At 67.2% G+C, this 18,042-nt stretch carries 20 protein-coding genes; 16 read left to right on the top strand and 4 right to left on the bottom strand.

The genetic code is table 11. From position 1 onward, the window contains the following. The first annotated feature begins 119 nt into the window (after nucleotides 1-119). The 10 genes from AC1D1W_RS00100 (at nucleotide 120) to AC1D1W_RS00055 (ending at nucleotide 7,335) form a co-directional block, all read left to right on the top strand. A complete protein-coding gene (locus tag AC1D1W_RS00100) occupies nucleotides 120-638 on the top strand; it encodes an Asp23/Gls24 family envelope stress response protein (protein ID WP_243181368.1) in 519 nt (172 codons plus the stop codon). Then, nucleotides 638-829: a hypothetical protein gene (locus AC1D1W_RS00095; RefSeq protein ID WP_243181369.1), complete on the top strand. Its 192-nt coding sequence runs from the start codon at nucleotides 638-640 to the stop codon at nucleotides 827-829. Before AC1D1W_RS00100 ends, AC1D1W_RS00095 begins: the two co-directional genes overlap by 1 nt. After that, on the top strand, nucleotides 826-1,209 hold the full coding sequence (locus AC1D1W_RS00090; RefSeq protein WP_476942641.1) for a hypothetical protein: 384 nt from the start codon (nucleotides 826-828) through the stop codon (nucleotides 1,207-1,209). The genes AC1D1W_RS00095 and AC1D1W_RS00090 overlap by 4 nt, the downstream gene beginning before the upstream one ends. Then, nucleotides 1,206-1,865 (top strand): DUF6286 domain-containing protein, encoded by a 660-nt coding sequence (locus AC1D1W_RS00085; RefSeq protein ID WP_243181371.1) that lies wholly within the window; start codon nucleotides 1,206-1,208, stop codon nucleotides 1,863-1,865. The genes AC1D1W_RS00090 and AC1D1W_RS00085 overlap by 4 nt, the downstream gene beginning before the upstream one ends. Continuing rightward, complete coding sequence (locus tag AC1D1W_RS00080) at nucleotides 1,862-2,473, top strand: hypothetical protein (protein ID WP_459383680.1); 612 nt, start codon at nucleotides 1,862-1,864, stop codon at nucleotides 2,471-2,473. Before AC1D1W_RS00085 ends, AC1D1W_RS00080 begins: the two co-directional genes overlap by 4 nt. A gap of 196 nt (nucleotides 2,474-2,669) precedes the next feature. Continuing rightward, nucleotides 2,670-3,953 carry an ABC transporter substrate-binding protein gene (locus AC1D1W_RS00075; RefSeq protein WP_028277787.1) on the top strand — a complete coding sequence of 428 codons (1,284 nt, stop codon included), beginning with the start codon at nucleotides 2,670-2,672 and terminating at the stop codon, nucleotides 3,951-3,953. 7 nt (nucleotides 3,954-3,960) lie between these two features. Next, entirely contained in the window at nucleotides 3,961-4,998 is a 1,038-nt protein-coding gene (locus AC1D1W_RS00070; protein WP_026266860.1) for a carbohydrate ABC transporter permease, read from the top strand. Continuing rightward, nucleotides 4,995-5,894, top strand: a complete 900-nt coding sequence (locus tag AC1D1W_RS00065; RefSeq protein ID WP_476942640.1) for a carbohydrate ABC transporter permease — start codon at nucleotides 4,995-4,997, stop codon at nucleotides 5,892-5,894. The genes AC1D1W_RS00070 and AC1D1W_RS00065 overlap by 4 nt, the downstream gene beginning before the upstream one ends. A gap of 10 nt (nucleotides 5,895-5,904) precedes the next feature. Beyond that, on the top strand, nucleotides 5,905-6,159 hold the full coding sequence (locus AC1D1W_RS00060; protein WP_243181375.1) for a hypothetical protein: 255 nt from the start codon (nucleotides 5,905-5,907) through the stop codon (nucleotides 6,157-6,159). A 108-nt stretch (nucleotides 6,160-6,267) separates the two neighbouring features. Next, a complete protein-coding gene (locus AC1D1W_RS00055) occupies nucleotides 6,268-7,335 on the top strand; it encodes a LacI family DNA-binding transcriptional regulator (protein ID WP_459383682.1) in 1,068 nt (355 codons plus the stop codon). A gap of 16 nt (nucleotides 7,336-7,351) precedes the next feature. Here AC1D1W_RS00055 and AC1D1W_RS00050 read toward each other — a convergent pair whose 3' ends face one another. Together AC1D1W_RS00050 and AC1D1W_RS00045 are read right to left on the bottom strand one after the other, a co-directional pair. Next, a complete protein-coding gene (locus AC1D1W_RS00050; RefSeq protein ID WP_243181377.1) occupies nucleotides 7,352-8,263 on the bottom strand; it encodes a DUF8083 family protein in 912 nt (303 codons plus the stop codon). Nucleotides 8,264-8,294: 31 nt separating this feature from the next. Then, nucleotides 8,295-9,101, bottom strand: a complete 807-nt coding sequence (locus AC1D1W_RS00045) for an exodeoxyribonuclease III (RefSeq protein WP_476942639.1) — start codon at nucleotides 9,099-9,101, stop codon at nucleotides 8,295-8,297. Between the two features lie 131 nt (nucleotides 9,102-9,232). Here AC1D1W_RS00045 and AC1D1W_RS00040 point away from each other — a divergent pair, with 131 nt between their 5' ends. The 4 genes from AC1D1W_RS00040 (at nucleotide 9,233) to AC1D1W_RS00025 (ending at nucleotide 13,672) form a co-directional block, all read left to right on the top strand. Further along, the gene (locus AC1D1W_RS00040) at nucleotides 9,233-10,732 is read left to right on the top strand and encodes a CoA-acylating methylmalonate-semialdehyde dehydrogenase (RefSeq protein ID WP_476942638.1); all 1,500 of its coding nucleotides are present in this window, start codon (nucleotides 9,233-9,235) and stop codon (nucleotides 10,730-10,732) included. After that, nucleotides 10,732-11,871 (top strand): enoyl-CoA hydratase/isomerase family protein, encoded by a 1,140-nt coding sequence (locus AC1D1W_RS00035; protein ID WP_476942637.1) that lies wholly within the window; start codon nucleotides 10,732-10,734, stop codon nucleotides 11,869-11,871. Before AC1D1W_RS00040 ends, AC1D1W_RS00035 begins: the two co-directional genes overlap by 1 nt. Then, entirely contained in the window at nucleotides 11,864-12,823 is a 960-nt protein-coding gene (mmsB, locus tag AC1D1W_RS00030) for a 3-hydroxyisobutyrate dehydrogenase (protein WP_476942636.1), read from the top strand. The genes AC1D1W_RS00035 and mmsB overlap by 8 nt, the downstream gene beginning before the upstream one ends. 69 nt (nucleotides 12,824-12,892) lie before the next feature. Further along, nucleotides 12,893-13,672, top strand: coding sequence for an enoyl-CoA hydratase (locus AC1D1W_RS00025; protein ID WP_223914579.1), 780 nt, complete (start codon nucleotides 12,893-12,895; stop codon nucleotides 13,670-13,672). A gap of 36 nt (nucleotides 13,673-13,708) precedes the next feature. Here the strand turns inward: AC1D1W_RS00025 and AC1D1W_RS00020 are convergent, their stop codons facing one another. Then, nucleotides 13,709-16,888, bottom strand: coding sequence for a bifunctional cytochrome P450/NADPH--P450 reductase (locus AC1D1W_RS00020; RefSeq protein WP_476942635.1), 3,180 nt, complete (start codon nucleotides 16,886-16,888; stop codon nucleotides 13,709-13,711). 252 nt (nucleotides 16,889-17,140) lie between these two features. Next, nucleotides 17,141-17,347 carry a hypothetical protein gene (locus tag AC1D1W_RS00015; protein WP_243181383.1) on the bottom strand — a complete coding sequence of 69 codons (207 nt, stop codon included), beginning with the start codon at nucleotides 17,345-17,347 and terminating at the stop codon, nucleotides 17,141-17,143. A gap of 102 nt (nucleotides 17,348-17,449) precedes the next feature. Between AC1D1W_RS00015 and AC1D1W_RS00010 the strand changes: the two genes are divergently transcribed. Continuing rightward, nucleotides 17,450-17,635 (top strand): hypothetical protein, encoded by a 186-nt coding sequence (locus AC1D1W_RS00010; RefSeq protein ID WP_476942634.1) that lies wholly within the window; start codon nucleotides 17,450-17,452, stop codon nucleotides 17,633-17,635. Further along, nucleotides 17,626-17,832, top strand: a complete 207-nt coding sequence (locus tag AC1D1W_RS00005) for a hypothetical protein (protein WP_476942633.1) — start codon at nucleotides 17,626-17,628, stop codon at nucleotides 17,830-17,832. The genes AC1D1W_RS00010 and AC1D1W_RS00005 overlap by 10 nt, the downstream gene beginning before the upstream one ends. The last annotated feature ends 210 nt before the right edge of the window (nucleotides 17,833-18,042 follow it).

Raw genomic sequence — 18,042 nt, 5'->3', positions numbered from 1 at the left:
ACGCGGGCCGCCCGTTCCCGCCCCCACCTGCGTGGACTGTGGGAACGGGCGCCGCAAGATTCCCCCACGGGCCCCCAGGCAGGGACTAGGGTTGTGTCAAAGAGAAGGGGGAGTGCGTTATGGAATACCAGAATTCTCAACCCGTCGCCGGTCCCGCGGCCGGTCAACACGTTGCCGGCCTCGCAGCAGGTCAGCCCGGTCCCGGCGCCCTGGTCAGTCCTGCGGACGGTCTGTCCGCGCCGGCCGGCACCGGCCGCACGGTCATAGCGGAAACCGCCGTCGCCAAGGTCGCGGGCATCGCCGCCCGATCGGTGCCCGGCGTCTATTCGTTGGGCTCAGGACCCTCACGCGCCCTCGGGGCCATCCGCGACGCCGTCGGCAACGCCGATCACGCAGCGGGCGTCCGCGTGGAAGTCGGCGAAACGCAGGCGGCCGTCGACATCGATCTTGTTGCGGTGTATGGCACCCCCCTGCAGGCCCTAGCGGACCAGGTCCGCGCCGTCGTCTACGCCGCCGTCGGGGAACTGGTGGGTCTCGAAGTGATCGAGGTCAATATCGAGATCAACGACGTTTATGTGCCCGGCCCGGCCAAACCGGCCGCGTCCGCCGAGGCCCGGCCAGTCAGGGAGGCAATCTAATGAGTCTGACGGTAGTGGGAATCGCCATGGGCGCCTTCGTGGCCTTCATGTCCTTCCAGTTCGGTGCCTGGGGCTTCCTCGGCGCCCTGTTCTTCATGGCCATCGGCGCCCTCCTGGGCCGGGCCGCAGAGGGGAAGCTGGACCTGCGCAGCGTGTTTGACGCCCTCACAGGCCGGCGTTCCTCCTCATGAGCATCACGGCTGAAGCGCCGATCCCCGGCACCGCGATGGCCGGGCACAACCGCATTAGCACCCAGGCCCTGACGAGCGTGGCCCGGGCGGCCGCGGGGGAGGCCCTCGGTGTCCCGGCGCACGACGTCCGCGCCGACTGGTCGGACGATGACGGGCTGCTCGCGCTGTCGCTTGTCATGCCCGTCGCGGTCCCGAACCTCACCGCTGTGGTCCGGGACCCCGGCCGCGTCGCCGGATTCGGTGGTTCCATCTGGGAGCGTGCCGTCGCCGCCAAGGCCCAGATCCTGCGCCGCGTGACGGAACTGACCGGAGCGCAGCTGAGCCGGGTGGACATCCGCATCAGCGGGGCCGCCGTGCGCGGGGGAGGCCGGGTACATTGAGCCAGGACACCCAGAACGCCGGAATCGACTCCGCCGGGCACGACACCGATGCGGTGCCGGGGAGCGCGCCGCTGGGTTCCGGCGCCGCGGGCATGGGCCGGATAGTGAAACGGGAGACGCACACATCGCGCGCTGTTGTGTCCGTGATCGCGGCCGGCCTGGTCATGGCCTTGTTCGGCTATGCGCTGCTTGAGACGGGGGTCCGTGCCATCGGGCAGCCGCCGTGGCTCGTGGATCCGCAGACCGCGGCCGAGCGGGTAGTAGCGCTCCCGGCGGGAATCCCGCCGCTTCTGCTCGGCGTCACGGGCGCTGTGATCGCGATGGCCGGATTGTTCTTCTTCCTCAATGCCGTGCTGCCCGGCCGGCGGGCACGCCACCTGCTCCCGGACCGCCGGGCCGCCGTCGTGGTGGACGATGAGGTGATCGCCGCTGCCCTGGCGCGCCGGGCCCGGCTGGCCGCCAACGTGGCCAAGGAACAGGTGATGGTGGTCGTGTCGCGGAACCGGATCACGGTCAACGTCCGGCCGACCTCCGGTGTGCCGCTGCGCCCGGACGCCGTCCTGGAGGCTGTGCGCCGGGAAGTGGAGGAAATGGGCCCCTGGCCGATGCCGGAAGTGCGGATCCAGGTATCCACAGCCGGGGTGGTGGGGGCATGAACAACACCCCCCGGGCGCTGAACCGCGTACTGATCGGCATCCTTGGCATCCTCCTCCTCGCCATCGGCGTCCTCCTGATACTGCTTGCGAGCGTCCCGGCTGTCGGCGTGTGGTGGCATGAGTGGGCCGGCGGTGTCCTGAGCTTCTGGCTCGATTTGTTCGAACGGACGCAATTCCCCCGCCGCCAGGGGAGCTGGCTGTGGCTTGTCATCTGCCTGGCGCTGCTGGTGGTGATGGGCCTGATGATCGCCTGGATTGCCCAACAGGGTACGGGCCGGACCAGCCTGCTCGTGGCAGAGGAGGACCCGGGTGAAGTGCCCGGCAACGTCGGAATCAGCGGCGGCGTGGCGGAGCAGACGCTCCGCGCAGCGCTCGCGGACCGGCCCGACCTGGCCGGCGTTACGGTAGCCGCCTACAAAATCAGCGGGGAGCCGGCCCTCAAGATCCGGGTGGAACCGCGCCAGGGTGTTGCCCCGCACCGGCTCGCCGCCGAAGTTTCCGCCCTGGTAGAGGCGCTCGACGCGGTAATCGGCAAACGCACGCCGGTGCTGATCCACATCGGATCCGGCGCGCGGTCGCGGTTCGGCCGTTCCGAGCGGGTCCGCTGAGCCGGCCGTGAGGCTGAGGCAGCCTTCCCGGCAGGCGCGCCGCGGGCCGGCCGGCCGGCCGACGGGCCACGGGATCTCCTTTGCATAAAGCTTTCATGTAAACGCTTGCATTCGGGGTACCTGTTGATTACTGTGATGGTCGGCACACGATCAGTACGGCCGTTTTTCACCGGTACTCAGCGAGGAGCACTCCAGTATGAAAACCCGCAATTTCCTACTTCCCGTCGCAACGGCAGGCATTTTGGCTATTACCCTTTCGGCGTGTGGCGGCGGAGGGGGCGGCACTACCAGCGGCAGCGACGCCGCCTCGCAGGGCCTGGACGGGCGCGGCCCCATCACTTACGTTCAGGGCAAGGACAACAGCAACGTGGTCCGCCCGCTGATCGACAAGTGGAACGCCGCCCACCCGAACGAAAAGGTCACCTTCAAGGAGCAGACCGACCAGGCCGACCAGCAGCACGACGACCTCGTCCAGCACTTCCAGGCCAAGGACCCCGGCTACGACGTCGCGAGCGTTGACGTCGTCTGGACCGCCGAATTCGCCGCCAAGGGCTGGCTGCAGCCGCTCAAGGACAAGATGGCGCTGGACACTTCGGCCATGCTGAAGCCGACGGTTGATGCCGCTTCCTACAAGGGCACGCTGTACGCGGCACCGGAATCATCCGACGGCGGCATCCTGTACTACCGCAAGGACCTGGTCCCCACGCCCCCGAAGACCTGGGACGAGATGATGAGCATGTGCTCCATCGCCAAGACCAACAACATCGGCTGCTACTCCGGCCAGTTCAAGAAGTATGAGGGGCTCACCGTCAACGCCTCCGAGGCAATCAACTCCGCCGGCGGAGCCGTGCTGGACGAGAATGGCAAGCCCAACCTGCTCACCGCGGAGGCAAAGGCCGGCATGGCCAACCTGACCAAGGCCTACGCAGACGGCTCGATCCCGAAGGAAGCCATCACGTTCCAGGAAGAGGAAAGCCGCCAGGCATTCCAGGACGGCAAGCTGCTGTTCCTGCGCAACTGGCCCTACGTCTACAACCTGGCCACCACTGAAGGCTCCTCCAAGGTCAAGGACGTCCTGGGCATGACCGCACTCCCCGGCAAGACCGGTCCGGGCGCCTCGTCCCTCGGCGGCCACAGCGCCGCGATCAGCGTCTACTCCAAGAACAAGGCCACCGCAGTGGACTTCCTGAAGTTCCTCACCACCGAAGAAACCCAGAAGTTCTTCGCCACGCAGGGTTCGCTCGCACCGGTGCTCGGCAAGCTCTACGACGACAAGGAGCTCGTCGCCAAGCTGCCGTACCTGCCGGTCCTGAAGACCTCGATCGAGAACGCCGTGCCGCGCCCGGTCACCCCGTTCTACCCGGCCGTCACCAAGGCCATCCAGGAAAACGCGTACTCGGCCATCAAGGGCGAGAAGACTGTAGACGCGGCCCTGTCCGACATGCAGAAGTCCATCGAGTCCGCTAGCGCGGGACAGTAGGTCCATCATGGCAACTGAAGTAGGCCCGACGTCGGTCAAGGCACCGGCGTCGGGCGGGGCACCGATCCACCACGCACCCAAGGGTGTTGGGGAGGACAACCGCATCGCGACGCAGGGGCGCTGGGCAGCTTGGCTCCTGGCGCCGACCATCCTCGCATTGTCGGTAGTGATCGTGTATCCGATCATCACCGCCATTGTGATGTCATTCCAAAAAGATGCCGGTCTGGACCCCGCTACGGGTCTCTTCGTTGAGGGCGGCCCGGCCGGCTTCTCCAACTACTACAACTGGATCTTCCAGCAATGCCCGGCTCCGTCCGGCGGAACCGTGGACTGCCCGCCGGGAACCCTGGGCGCGCAGTTCTGGTCCGCCACCGGCACCACGTTCTTCTTCACCATCGTSACGGTGGCCCTGGAGACAGTGCTCGGCTTCTGGATGGCCGTCATCATGGCCCGGGCCTTCAAGGGCCGCAGCCTGGTCCGCGCAGCCGTCCTGGTGCCGTGGGCCATCCCCACCGCCGTGACGGCCAAGCTGTGGCTGTTCATCTTCGCCTTCGAAGGCATCGGCAACAAACTCTTCAACACCACCGTCCTGTGGACCGGCAGCGAATGGCCGGCCAGGTGGGCCGTGATCATCGCGGACGTCTGGAAGACCACGCCGTTCATGGCGCTGCTGATTCTCGCCGGSCTGCAGATGATTCCCGCGGAAGTGTACGAGGCGGCCAAGGTCGACGGCGCCTCAGCCTGGCAGCGGTTCCGGATGATCACCCTGCCGCTGGTGAAACCGGCGCTCATGGTGGCCATCCTGTTCCGCACCCTGGACGCGCTGCGCATGTTCGACCTCCCGTACATCCTGACCGGCGGWGCGAACAACACCACCACGCTGTCCATCCTGGTGATCAAYCAGATCAGGCAGGGCTTCAACGCGGCGGCGGCTTTGTCCACCATCACGTTCATCATCATCTTTCTGGTGGCWTTCATCTTCGTTCGCTTCCTCGGAGCGAACGTCGTGGAGCAGCAGACCGGCGCAGGTAAGGGGAAGAAATGACCGCCGCGACGAGCRCCGCAACCGAGCTGCGCGCAGAGCAGGACCGGGGGCGGAAGGCCGCSCAGAACCGCGAGAAGTGGGCCCAGAGCCGGACCTACATCAGYGCGGTCGTGATCCTSTTCTGGTGCCTGGCTCCGGCCTACTGGATGGTGGTGACGGCGTTCCGCGACGTCGGCTACACCTACGACACCTCGATCCTGCCGACCCACATCACGCTGGACAACTTCAGGACGGCGTTCGACACGTCCTTCGGCAACCACTTCGGCCAGGCACTGCTGAACAGCTTGTTCATCGGCACCGTCGTCACCCTGGTGTCSCTGGTGATCGGCGTGTTTGCCGCCTACGCMCTGGCCCGCTTGAACTTCAAGTTCAAGTACCTYGTGCTGGGCTTCATCCTGGGCGCTTCCATGTTCCCCGGCGTCGCCCTCATCACCCCGCTGTTCCAGCTCTTCACGAACATCGGCTGGATGGGCACCTACCAGGCCCTGATCATCCCGAACATCTCGTTCGTGCTGCCGCTGACGGTCTACACCATGACMTCCTTCTTCCGGGAGATGCCGTGGGAGCTSGAGGAATCGGCCCGGGTGGACGGCTGCACGCAGGGACAGGCSTTCCGGAAGGTCATCATGCCGCTGGCCGCACCGGCCATCTTCACGACCGCCATCCTGGCCTTCATCTCCTCGTGGAATGAATTCCTGATCGCCAGCCAGCTCTCGTCCGACGCRACGCAGCCGGTCACAGTGGCCATTGCAAGCTTCGCCGGTGCGCAGCCSAACCAGATYCCGTACACCGCGATCATGGCTGCGGGAACCATCGTGACCATTCCCTTGGTCATCCTGGTGCTGGTGTTCCAGCGTAAGATCGTCGCCGGCCTCACGGCCGGCGCGGTTAAGTGACTGAGGCGTGATGACTGACGAGCAGAACCAGGGCCACGTGCCGGCGACGCGTCGAAAGGTGCGCTCCGGCGAGGACTTCGACATCATCATCGGGTTCCTCGGCTTTTGGGCCGTGGTGCTGCTGGTGGTCACTGTCTGGATGGAAGTGACCGCCCAGCCGGCCCTCTTCTGGGCCCTGGGCCTGCTCGCCATGCTGCTGGCCCTCTACGGGATGATCCGGCTGCGCCGGCGTTTGCCGCGCCGGACGGCCAGCCGGCGCGGCTAGGCAGCCGGGCAGCAGCCGGGCAGGATTATTCAGCCGCCGGGGGAGGCGGGCGAAACACGTCTGCGGGCAGCCGCCAGGCTTCCACGGACCGTTAATTAGGGGGCACAGGTGGCACGGACGGAACGGGCGCAGCGCGGCGGCCACTCGGGCGTCAGCATTGAGGATGTCGCCGCCGCTGCGGGCGTGTCAACGGCCACCGTATCCCGGGCCGTCCGGGGACTGCCCCGTGTTTCCCCGGCAACCCGCGAGAAGATCCTCGGCATCGCCGAATCCTTGGGCTACGTCGCGTCGTCCTCGGCGTCCGGCCTGGCGACGGGCCGGACCAAAACCATCGGCGTGCTGGCCCCGTTCGTCAGCCGCTGGTTTTTCTCCAAGGCCATCGAGGGCGCCGACCGGGAACTGCACTCCCGGCAGTACAACCTTTCCCTCTTCAACCTCGGCGGCCACGGCAGCCACCGTGAGCGGCTCTTCAGCAAGACCATGGTCTACAAGCAGATCGACGCCCTGCTGGTCCTCTGCATGGCGCTCACCCACGAGGAAATCGAGCATCTCCAGAAAATCGACATCCCGCTGGTGGTGGTGGGAGGTCATGTCGAGGAGTGCCCCTACATCGGCATCGACGACTACGCCGCGGCCGCCACCGCAGTGCGCCACCTGATCGGGCTGGGCCACACGGACATCGCGCTCCTGCACGGCGACGACGAAACCGACCTCAACTTCGACGTCCCCAGGGTCCGGATCCAGGCTTTCCACGACATCATGGGCGAGGCGCGGCTGCCCGTCCGGGCCGAATGGGACCTCTGGGGGGACTTCACCGTGCGCAGCGGTCAGGAGGCATTCCGCCGCCTTTGGGCCGCCGACGGTCCCAAGCCCACAGCAATCTTCTGCGCCTCCGATGAGATGGCCATGGGCATCATCTTCGAGGCCAACAAAGCCGGTGTGCGCGTCCCGGAGGACCTCTCGGTCATCGGCATCGACGACCACGACTTCGCCGAGGCCATGGGCCTGACCACAGTCGGGCAGCGCCCGGACCAGCAGGCCGAACTCGGCACCAAAATGCTGCTGGACGAGCTCGACGGCATTTCCGGCTCCGTGCAGTCGGCTGTGGCGCCGCACCGGCTGATTATCCGGACGACGACGGCGCCGCCGCTGCGCCAGTCCGCGCGGCTCCGCTAGCGGCGTTCGGGCCGGGCTAGGACGCGCGGGCCAGCTGGCGGATTGGCACCCAACGCGAGGCCAGCCGGCGGTAGGCCGCGGCGGCGCCGGTCATGTCCCCCTCCGCCAAGCACTCGATGCCGAGGCGTACGTCCAGCGGCGAATCATCCGGATAAACCTTGTCAGCCACCCCGCCGTAGTCGAGTTCCACTGCCGAGTCCGGGTGGAAGAGCTCGAGCCATTCCGTGAGCTGGGTCAAATCCTCAAGCATGTCGAGATCGGGCGCGGCGAGGGCCAGGTGCGCCACCGCGTAGCTCACCCGCTCCAGCGCGTTGCCGATGCCGGCGCGGATGCGGACCGTCACAATGTGGCCGTCGGCTTCGACGACGTCGGTGGGATCCGATTCCTGGAACAGGCAGAACCAGCTGAACGGAATGCCCCACGTGGACGCCCTGGTGTGGACCCGGCTCAGGCCATCGTGGGCGCGCACCTCATCAATGCGTTCCTGGTGTTTGTCCCGCTGTTCTTCCGGGATCAGCAGCTGGGCCAGGGGCCCGTGGATGCCTTCCATCAGGGCATTGGCGGCCAGCCCGGCGCGGAGGACCAGCTGGCTGGGGCAGTACAGCAACCGGTCGGGCTGCGGGGCGGCCGCTGTCCCGGACTTGACGGCGTCGAGCGTTGCGCCGGACGGGGCCCGCCTGGCCGGGACCGCGACAACGCGCACCAGATCGGTCCGGCCGGTGGGAAACGGATCCCCGTCGGGCCGGGTGATGCGGCCCAGGGACGCCAGCAGCTCGGCGTTCTCCACAGCGGCGCGGGACGCCTGGCCGGCGCCGGCGGCCTCCAAGGTCTTCCGTTGCTGTTCGGGGAACGCCTCGAGGGGCTCGTAGATCCGGAGCGCGGAAGAGAACGGCAGCCCGGACTGTCCGTGGTAGATGCTCCCCGTCATTGGATCACGACGCTTCCCTGGCCGGCAGCCATTAGTCCGCCAGTTCCGCAATCACCGGGGCATGGTCCGAGGCGCCCTTGCCCTTGCGTTCCTCGCGGTCGATCATCGCACCGGTGACCCGTGCCGCCAGGGCCGGGGAGCCGAGGATGAAGTCGATCCGCATACCCTCCTTTTTCGGGAAGCGGAGCTGCGTGTAATCCCAGTAGGTGTAGACGCCGGGCCCCGGGGTGTACGGGCGGACGACATCCTGGAAGCCGGCCTCCTCGAAGGCGTGGAAGGCGGCCCGCTCAGGTTCACTGACGTGGGTCATGGCGTTGGCGCGGAAGAAGTCGATGTCCCAGACGTCATCGTCCTGCGGCGCGATATTGAAATCGCCCATCAGCGCGATCTGCGCCTGGGGGTCCTCCTTGACCCAGGTGCCGGCGTGGGTTTTCAGGATGTCCAGCCAGTTGAGCTTGTAGGGCATGTGCTCATCGTCGAGGGCGCGGCCGTTCGGGACATAGAGGCTCCAGACCCGGACGCCGCCGCACGTGGCGCCGATGGCGCGGGCTTCCTGCACGGCGTCCTTGCCGCTCTTGCCGAACACGGGCTGGTCCAGGAAGGTGCGTTCGACGTCGTCGAGTCCCACCCGGGAGGCGATCGCGACGCCGTTCCACTGGCTCAGGCCGAAGTGCGCCACCTCGTAGCCCATGTTCTCGAAGAGCTCCCAGGGGAAGTTCTCGTCCTTGCATTTGGTTTCCTGGATGGCCAGGACGTCGCAGTCCGTGCGCTGAAGCCAGGACTCTACACGGTCGGCGCGGGCACGGAGCGAGTTCACATTCCAGGTAGCAATCTTCACAGTCCCTAACTTACCGAACTTGGCCCCCGGACGAAGCCGCCGGTCGGCTCCGTCCTCTGGAAATTAGTAGGAAGTCCGAGTATATTCGGCTGAAGAGATGATCTAGGTCACATGCAAAGGAGCATTCGGTCATGGTTCGAGAACTATCCCATTACATTGACGGGCAGCGGGTTGAGGGTACCTCCGGCCGGTTCAGCGACGTCTATGATCCCTGCACCGGCGAGGTCCAGGCCCGGCTGCCGCTGGCCAGCACCGAGGAAGTGCRCAACGTGATCGCCAGCGCCGAAAAGGGGCAGGTGGAATGGGCCGCGATGAATCCGCAGCGCCGCGGCCGGATCCTGCTCAAGTTCGTGGACCTGGTCAACGAGCACATGGACGAACTCGCCACCCTGCTGTCCTCCGAGCACGGCAAGACCTTCCCGGACGCCAAGGGTGACATCCAGCGCGGCATCGAAGTGGTCGAATTCGCCGCAGGCGCCCCGCACCTGCTCAAGGGCGAGTTCTCGGACAACGCCGGAACCGGCGTCGACGTGCACTCGATGCGCCAGCCCCTCGGCGTCGTTGCCGGCATCACGCCGTTCAACTTCCCGGCCATGATCCCGCTGTGGAAGTCCGGGCCGGCTCTCGCCGCTGGCAACGCTTTTATCCTCAAGCCCTCCGAACGGGACCCCTCCGTGCCGCTGCGGCTGGCCGAGCTCTTCACCGAAGCGGGCCTCCCCGACGGCGTCTTCAACGTCGTCAACGGGGACAAGGAAGCGGTGGACGCGCTGCTGGAGGATCCCCGGGTCCAGGCCATCGGGTTCGTCGGCTCCACGCCCATTGCCCAGTACATCTACGCCACCGCCGCGGCGAACGGCAAGCGCGCGCAGTGCTTCGGCGGCGCCAAGAACCACATGGTGATCATGCCCGACGCGGACCTGGACATGGCCGCGGACGCCCTGATCGGGGCAGGCTTCGGCTCCGCGGGCGAGCGCTGCATGGCGATCTCGGTGGCCGTCCCGGTGGGCCGGAAGACCGCGGACGTCCTCGTGGAGAAACTGCAGGAGCGGATCGCCGGCCTCAAGGTCGGCCACAGCCTCGCCAAGGATTCCGATTTCGGCCCGGTGGTGGCGGCCTCCGCAAAGGACCGGATCGAAGGCTACATCGCCTCCGGCGTCGAGGAAGGCGCCAGCCTAGTGACCGATGGCCGCGGCCTGAAGGTGGAAGGCTACGACGGCGGCTTCTGGGTCGGACCCACGCTGTTCGACAACGTCACGAAGGACATGAAGATCTACAAGGAGGAAATCTTCGGCCCGGTCCTCAGCGTGCTCCGCGCCGAAGACTACGACGAGGCCCTGCGGCTCTGCAGCGAACACGAGTTCGGCAACGGCGTGGCCATTTTCACCCGCGACGGCGACGCCGCCCGCGACTTCGCCAGCCGGGTCCAGGTGGGCATGGTGGGCATCAACGTCCCCATCCCCGTGCCGATTGCGTACTACACCTTCGGCGGCTGGAAGGCGTCCGGATTCGGCGACCTCAACCAGCACGGGGCCGACGCCTTCCGCTTCTACACGAAGACCAAGACGGTCACCAGCCGCTGGCCGTCCGGTATCCGCCAGGGCGCCAGCTTCATCATGCCGGAAGGCAGCTGATGGGGGCGGACGTTGCGCGGGTGGCGGACAGTGGAGAAGCGGCCGGCGAACTCTTGGCCGGGGAAGTGACGTTTGAACGGCGCGGCCGCCTCGGCGTCGTGACGCTCAACCGGCCCGCGGCCGTCAACGCCCTGACGGCCGGCATGGCCGCCGCGATGCTCGAACAGCTCACGCTCTGGGCCGACGACGACGCCGTGGCCGCGGTACTGGTCCGCGGCGCCGGGGACCGGGGCCTCTGCGCCGGCGGGGACATCGTGGCCATCTACCGGGACATGCTCGACGGCGGGGACGCCACCGCGGACTTCTGGGCGGTCGAGTACCGGCTGAACCTGCTCATCTCCGAATACCCCAAGCCGTACGTCGCGTTCATGGACGGGCTGGTGCTGGGCGGCGGCGTGGGGATCTCGGCCCACGGCTCCGTGCGGATCGTCACCGAACGCACCCGCACGGGCATGCCCGAAACGACGATCGGGTTTGTTCCCGACGTCGGCGGCACCCTGCTGCTCGCCGGCTCGCCGGGGGAGACCGGCACCCATGCGGCCCTGACCGGAGCCCATCTGAGCGGCGCGGACGCGCTGTTCCTGGGCCTCGCCGACTGCTTCGTGCCCTCCGGCCGTTTGCCGGACCTGGCGGCAGCGCTCGAAACCGAGGAGGCGGAGGCCGCCGTCGCCCGATTTGCCGAACCGGCACCGGCTTCAGCCCTGGCCGCACAGCAGGAATGGATCGACGCCTGCTACTCCAGCGACGACGCCGGGGAAATCCTGCGCCGGCTGCGGGCCTTTGGTGGAGAGGCGGCCGGGGAGGCCGCCGCAGCCGCGGACACCATCGAGGCCAAGTCGCCGACGGCGGTCAAGGTGGCGCTGGAATCCCTGCGCCGGGTCCGCGGCCTGAGCCTGGAGCAGGCGCTGGAGCAGGAGTACCGCGTCGGCCTGCGCTTCCTCGACGGCCCGGACTTCCGCGAAGGCATCCGCGCCCAGGTGGTGGACAAAGACCGCAATCCCCGCTGGAAACCCGCCACCCTCGCCGAGGTCACCGGGACGGACGTCGCGGCCTACTTCGCCCCGCTGGGCGGGCGCGAACTAAAACTCTCTCCGAAGGAGAAGAACGCGGAGAAGAACAAGGAGAAGAACCATGTCTGACGCAGGAGCCCCGGTTACCGGCACCATCGCCTTCCTCGGCCTGGGCCACATGGGCGGCCCCATGGCCGTCAACCTGGTCAAGGCCGGCTACCGGGTGACCGGCTTCGACGTCGTGCCGGCGGCCCTGGACGCCGCCCGGGAGCACGGCATTCCCACTGCCGGGACGGCTGTCGAGGCGGTGGCGGGCGCCGCCGTCGTGCTGACCATGCTGCCCAGCGGCAAGCACCTCCTTGACGCCTACCGCGGCACGGGCGGTACGCCCGGCCTGCTCGAAGCCGCCGCCCCGGGCACCATGTTCCTGGATTGCTCCACCATCAACGTGGACGAGGCCCGCGAGGCCGCAGAACTCGCGGTCGCGGCCGGCCACCGCGCCGTCGACGCCCCCGTGTCCGGAGGCGTGGTGGGCGCCGAAGCCGGCACGCTCACTTTCATGGTCGGTGCCCTTCCCGAGGACTTCGAGGCCGTCAAACCCCTGCTGGAAGTCATGGGCAAGCGGGTCGTCCACTGCGGCGCGCACGGTGCCGGCCAGGCGGCCAAGATCTGCAACAACATGATCCTGGGCGTCTCGATGATCGCCGTCAGTGAGGCCTTTGTGCTGGGCGAGAAGCTCGGCCTGACCCACCAGGCGCTGTTCGACGTCGCTTCCGCCGCCTCGGGACAGTGCTGGGCGCTGACCACCAATTGCCCGGTGCCCGGTCCGGTCCCGACGAGCCCCGCCAACCGGGACTACCAGCCGGGCTTCGCCGGGGCGCTCATGGCCAAGGACCTCAACCTGGCCCTCAACGCGTTGCAGAGCACCGGCGTCGCGGCCCGGCTCGGGCCGCTCGCGGCCGAAATTTACGATACGTTTGCCGCGGAAGGCGGTGCCGGCCGGGACTTCTCCGGCATCATCACCGACATCCGGGAAAAGTCGGAAGCAGGCAAATCCGAGGCAGGCACGGCCGGGCACTAGTTTTCGGACCGAAGCCAACGCGCAACATCAGAACCAGAACCAGACCAGCACCACCTAAGGGGACCACCCATGACGGAACAGTACGCAAACATCCTGGTGGAGCGCCGCGGCCGCGTGGGCCTCGTGACGCTCAACCGGCCCGAGGCCCTCAATGCCCTGAACAAGGCCACGATGGACGAGCTGGTGAAGGCAGTCGCCGGGATGGACGCGGACCCGGGGGTCGGTGCCGTGGTGGTGACCGGTTCGGCGAAGGCCTTTGCGGCCGGCGCGGACATCAAGGAAATGCAGTCCAAGGGCTACATGGACATGTACGCGGCGGACTGGTTCCGCGGCTGGGAAGACTTCACCCGGCTCCGCATCCCCGTCGTGGCAGCCGTGTCCGGCTTTGCGCTCGGCGGCGGCTGCGAGCTGGCGATGATGTGCGACTTCATCATCGCCGGGGACAACGCCAAGTTCGGCCAGCCGGAAATCAACCTTGGCGTGCTCCCCGGCATGGGCGGCTCGCAGCGCCTGACCCGGGCAGTGGGCAAGTCCAAGGCGATGGACATGATCCTGACCGGCCGCTTCATGGACGCCGAGGAGGCCGAACGCGCGGGCCTCGTGTCCCGGGTGGTCCCCGCCGCGGACGTCGTCGAGGAGGCGCTGAAGGCCGCCGAGGTGATCGCGTCCAAATCCAAGCCGGTGGCGATGGTGGCCAAGGAAGCGGTGAACGCCGCGTTTGAGACCGGGCTTGCCCAGGGCGTGCTGTTTGAACGGCGCGTGTTCCACTCGCTGTTCGCCACGGAGGACCAGAAGGAAGGCATGGCCGCCTTCACCGAGAAGCGGCAGCCGGAGTTCAACCACCGCTAGGCGGCACCGGCCGGCCGCGGGAGCAGCCGGCCGGCCTCAGGTGAAGATGTCGGCCACGTACCTGCCGTGGGTGCGCTCCACTTCATCCATCCAGGCCTCGGCATCCGCCTTGGAGGCGCCGGTCGCTTCCTGGTAAATGAGGGCGCACGTGTCCCTTACCTGCGGCGCCATGTGCTTGCCGTCGCCGCAGACATAGACCGTGGCGCCCTGCCGGACCAGCTCGACGACGTCGGCCCGGTCTGCCCAGAGCCTGTCCTGGACGTATTTCAGGCCGTCCTCGGGTGCGGTGGAAAAGGCCGGCCGCAGATCGAGGTTGGCTTGGTCCGCCCACGACGCGAGTTCCGAGCGGTAGAGGAAGTCGGTGTCCGGGGCGCGGCAGCCGAAGAACAGGAGGGCAGGTGCCGGCGTCGTCTCCTCGGCCTCGGCCTGCAGCGCCCGGTCCTGGACGAACCCGCGGAAGGGGGCTAGCCCCGTCCCCGCGCAGACCATGATGAGCGGGACCGCCAGGGAGGGCGGCGGGTGGAAGGCCGCGTTCGAGGGGCGGACAGTAACCGCGACCCTTGACCCGGGCCTGGCCTGGGCGAGGTAGGTGGACGAGGCCCCTTCGAAGACCCCGCGGCCGGACCACGCCGGAGCCTGGATGACGGCGAAGGTCAGGGTCACGTGGTCGGGGCTCCAGAGCGGGGACGAGGAGATGGAGTACCGCCGGGGGGTCAGCTGGGTCAGCAGTTGCAGGAACGAGGTGAACGACAGCTGGCATGACGGATACGTCTCCAGCAGGTCAAGGAGGGAAACGCGCTTGTCGAGGACCTCGGCCGCGTACCGCCCGCGGTCCTGGGCCAGGGCCTCAAGTTCGGCGCGGTGGGCAGGATCGGCCGCGACATCCGCCAGGTCCTCGAGCTGGGTGCGGGTGGCGGGGACTGCGAGCTCCACGTAGCTGCTCAGCAGTTCGCCCACGGCCACCGGCGCGCCCGTGGGCAGGAAGGTGTCCCCGCGCTCCATGGCCAGCTGGACGTGCGAGTCGTAATCGAGGTTGAAACGGGCCAGGGCCCGCTGCACGAGTTCGCTGGGATTCAGGGGCAGCACGGCCAGATAATCCCCGGTCCGGTAGCTCATCCCCTCGGGCAGGGCGATCTCGACATGCCGCTTGGACCGGGCGCCGGGCTTGGCCAGATCGACCAGTTCCCGGTTCGCGACGACGGTGCCCAGCGCCAGCCCGTTCTGGCGCAGCATCGGATCCCGGACGTTCCCGACAAACTGCAGTTCCAGCTCGGGCTGCGCTGTCGGCGGGCTGGTCCGCTGCCCCAGGGCGTCGTCCACCGTGGGCCAGAATCCCGCGTACCACTCTTCGAAATCGCCGAAGAAGTCGCCGCGGGCGTTGGCCTCGCCCCGGGCATAGATCCGCGTGGCACCGGCTGCCTCGAGCCGGGCGTCGATGGCCTTGGGCACCTCCTGGTACGTTCGCGCCCAGTCCTTATTGCCGTTGCCGAAGACCGTGTACCGCACCCCGGCGAGGGCGTCCGGCCGCAGGCTCTCGGTCCAGGCCACGAATTTTCGGGCGTTGTCCGGCGGCTGCCCCTCGTAGGAGGACGTCACGATCGCGACGAGACCCTCCGTGGGCAGCCCGCCGGCCGCCTCGTCGAGCGGACCGATGGTGGGGCTGTAGCCGCGCCGTCCGGCGTCGTTGGCGAGGCGCTGGGCGAAGTCCTTGGACGTGCCTGCATTGGAACCGTAGAGCACCCGGATCGGGACGCCGTTGGGCGCGGCGGCCGCCGCTGCGGCTTCGGCCTGCCGTGCCTGTTCGACGTCGGCCCGGGGGCTGGCCGCGATGGTGACGTCCCGCCTGCGCACGTGGATGAACAGCCCTTCAGGCTTCATGGTCAGCGTGTGTTTGATCTGCAGCTCATAGCCCGGGTCCGCCGCCGTGACCTCGAAGCGCTGCAGGAGCTTGGCCAGGAAGAGCATGGCCTCCTGCAGGGCAAATCCCCGGCCGATGCAGGAGCGCTGCCCGTTGCCGAAGGGCTTCCAGGCATTGGCGGGGATTTCGGCGGCCCGTTCCGGGGAGAACCGCTCAGGGTCAAAGATGCCGGCGTCCTCGCCCCAGGCCGCCTTGTCCCGATGCAGTTGCGGGATCAGGATCATGATGGGCTGGCCCGCGGGGACTTCGTAGCGGCCGCCGAGCGTCGTGTCCTCGTAAGGAGTCACGTTGAACGCCGGGGCGGTGGGCCACAGCCGAAGCGTTTCCTTAAGGATCTGGTCCAGGTACCCCAGCCGGGGCAGGTGCTCGAACCTGGCGCTTTCGGTGCCAAGGACCTCGTCCACTTGTGCGCGCGCCTTGGCCAGGACGCCCGGATGGCGCAGCAGTTCGTAGAGTGTAAAGGACAGCAAGCCGCTGGTAGTCTCGTGCCCGGCAATCAGGAATGTGACCATCTGATAGCGGATGTTTTCATCGGATAAACGCTCACCGGTCACCGGGTCCGCCGCGCTGAGCATGGTGTCCAGGATGTCTTCGCTGCCCGGCGGGCTGGGGTTGCGCCGCCGGTCGCTGATGATCTGTTCGGCGACCTCGAACATCAGGGCATGGTCTTCCTCGAGCTGGTGCCGCCTGCGCAGCATGATCTTGTTCTGCACTGGGAGCCTGCGCGCCCGGTCCCCGGATTCAACCAGGGCGCGGACCATGGCGCCGACGAACGGGTGCATCTCCTCCCGGTAGAGGCTGTTGAACCGGTAGTTGAACGAGCACAGGGCGATGGTGTCCAGCGTCAGGCGGGTGGTGCTGTCCGGAATGTCGATCCGCGCCGTGGGGCCCAGCCTCTCCCACTTGAGCAGCAGTTGCTCGACGATGTCGTCCATGCCGGCGAACATCCGCTTCAGCGCTGCAGGCCCGAACGCCGGCATCAGGATCCGGTGTGCCTTTTGCCAGTTGGGTTCCTGTGTATCTGCGGTGAACAGGCCGTCGCCGGCGAACTGCCTCACCTGCCGCAGGGCAACGCCCAGCACTTTGCCGAACCGGGACTCATCGCACACCTCGTTGACGAGCTGCTGGGAAGAGATGGCGACGATACTGCGGTTGAAGAACTGGATGCGGACTATGGGGCCGTACCGCTCCGCCAGCTCGACTATTCCCAGGATTCCCTTGCTGGAGTCGATGTCCGGCAAATTGCCGACCACCGGCCTCGTGGGGGGCTGCGGTATAGGGACGCTGGGCGAAGTCATGGCCACTCCTAGGCGATCGCCAATGGACGCGCTGTGAGCACTGCTTGCTGCCTGGCCGGACGGGACCGGCCCGGCCAGCTCCGCACCACGATACTCCGGCCACCTGCCGGGCAAAATAGGTACGGCAACCAAACGGGGTCAGCCCGCTGGGAGGCCTGCGCAACGGGGGACCTGCCTGGCGCGACACGCCGGTTGGGATCTTGGCGTTCCTGCTGCCGGCGGGGTGGGAATGTCAATCAGATTTGAGCCCACTTAGCACAGCAATCGCAGCTTGAACGGGAACCACATTTTGCCGTGGAAACGACTGAAAGGCGCTTCGCGTTGCATGGTTGTCACCGAGGCAAGGGCCGCATCACGCTCGGAGTTAGGGGACAGGATCATCTCGTTCTTCACGGCTTCCAACAATTCGACCACCGTTGCCGACGATACATGCTCGGGATTGCCCAACGTCCGGTCCATGAGGCTACGCTCAGCTTCAGTCGAATAGCGAAGCAGCATTAGATCCGCTCTGGGTCCTGGATGACTTCCGGTCCGGCCGCAGGGTTACCACCACCAACCGCGGTGCCTTGGATCCGCGGGCGCCTGAGCGGTGATGAGCCGGCAGGCTGGAGCCGCTATGACACTCCCGGCTCCACGGTCTACATTTCCGACAATGACGAGATCGCCTTCGCGGAGGTGCTGTCCGGCTACACCTTGAAGCTTGGCACCAAGCACCCGATGCAAAAGGAGCCGACTTCATGGGGATGACCCTGGAGGACTGCGTCAAGGGCGTCAAAGACGACTGGGGCAACCAGGTCAAGATGGGTTGCCTGCCGCGGCACTGGCGCGACCGGCGCAGCACCTACCAGCTCAGCCTGGATAACGCAGGTTGGTGGGTTGATGTCGAGCACCCTGACTCCATCGCAGCCCTAGACAATATGAAGTGTGGTGGTTGCCTGAAGTAGGACTGGAACCCCGGGTTCAAAGAGATTCGTGGGTTGCCGGCCCACGGTCTGTTCCGCATTCTGGTGCGGGTGTGGACTGGTAGAGCCACATTTGAACGTCTGGAGGTTCCAGCCATGAACAAGCGTACCTACGTCGGTTTGGATGTCCATGCGCGCAGTGTCAAGGGTTGCGCGATCGACCGCGAAACCGGCGAAATTCTGCGCCAGAGC

Source organism: Arthrobacter sp. P1_B4, assembly GCF_056406555.1.
This window is presented reverse-complemented; position numbering and strand designations above follow the sequence as displayed.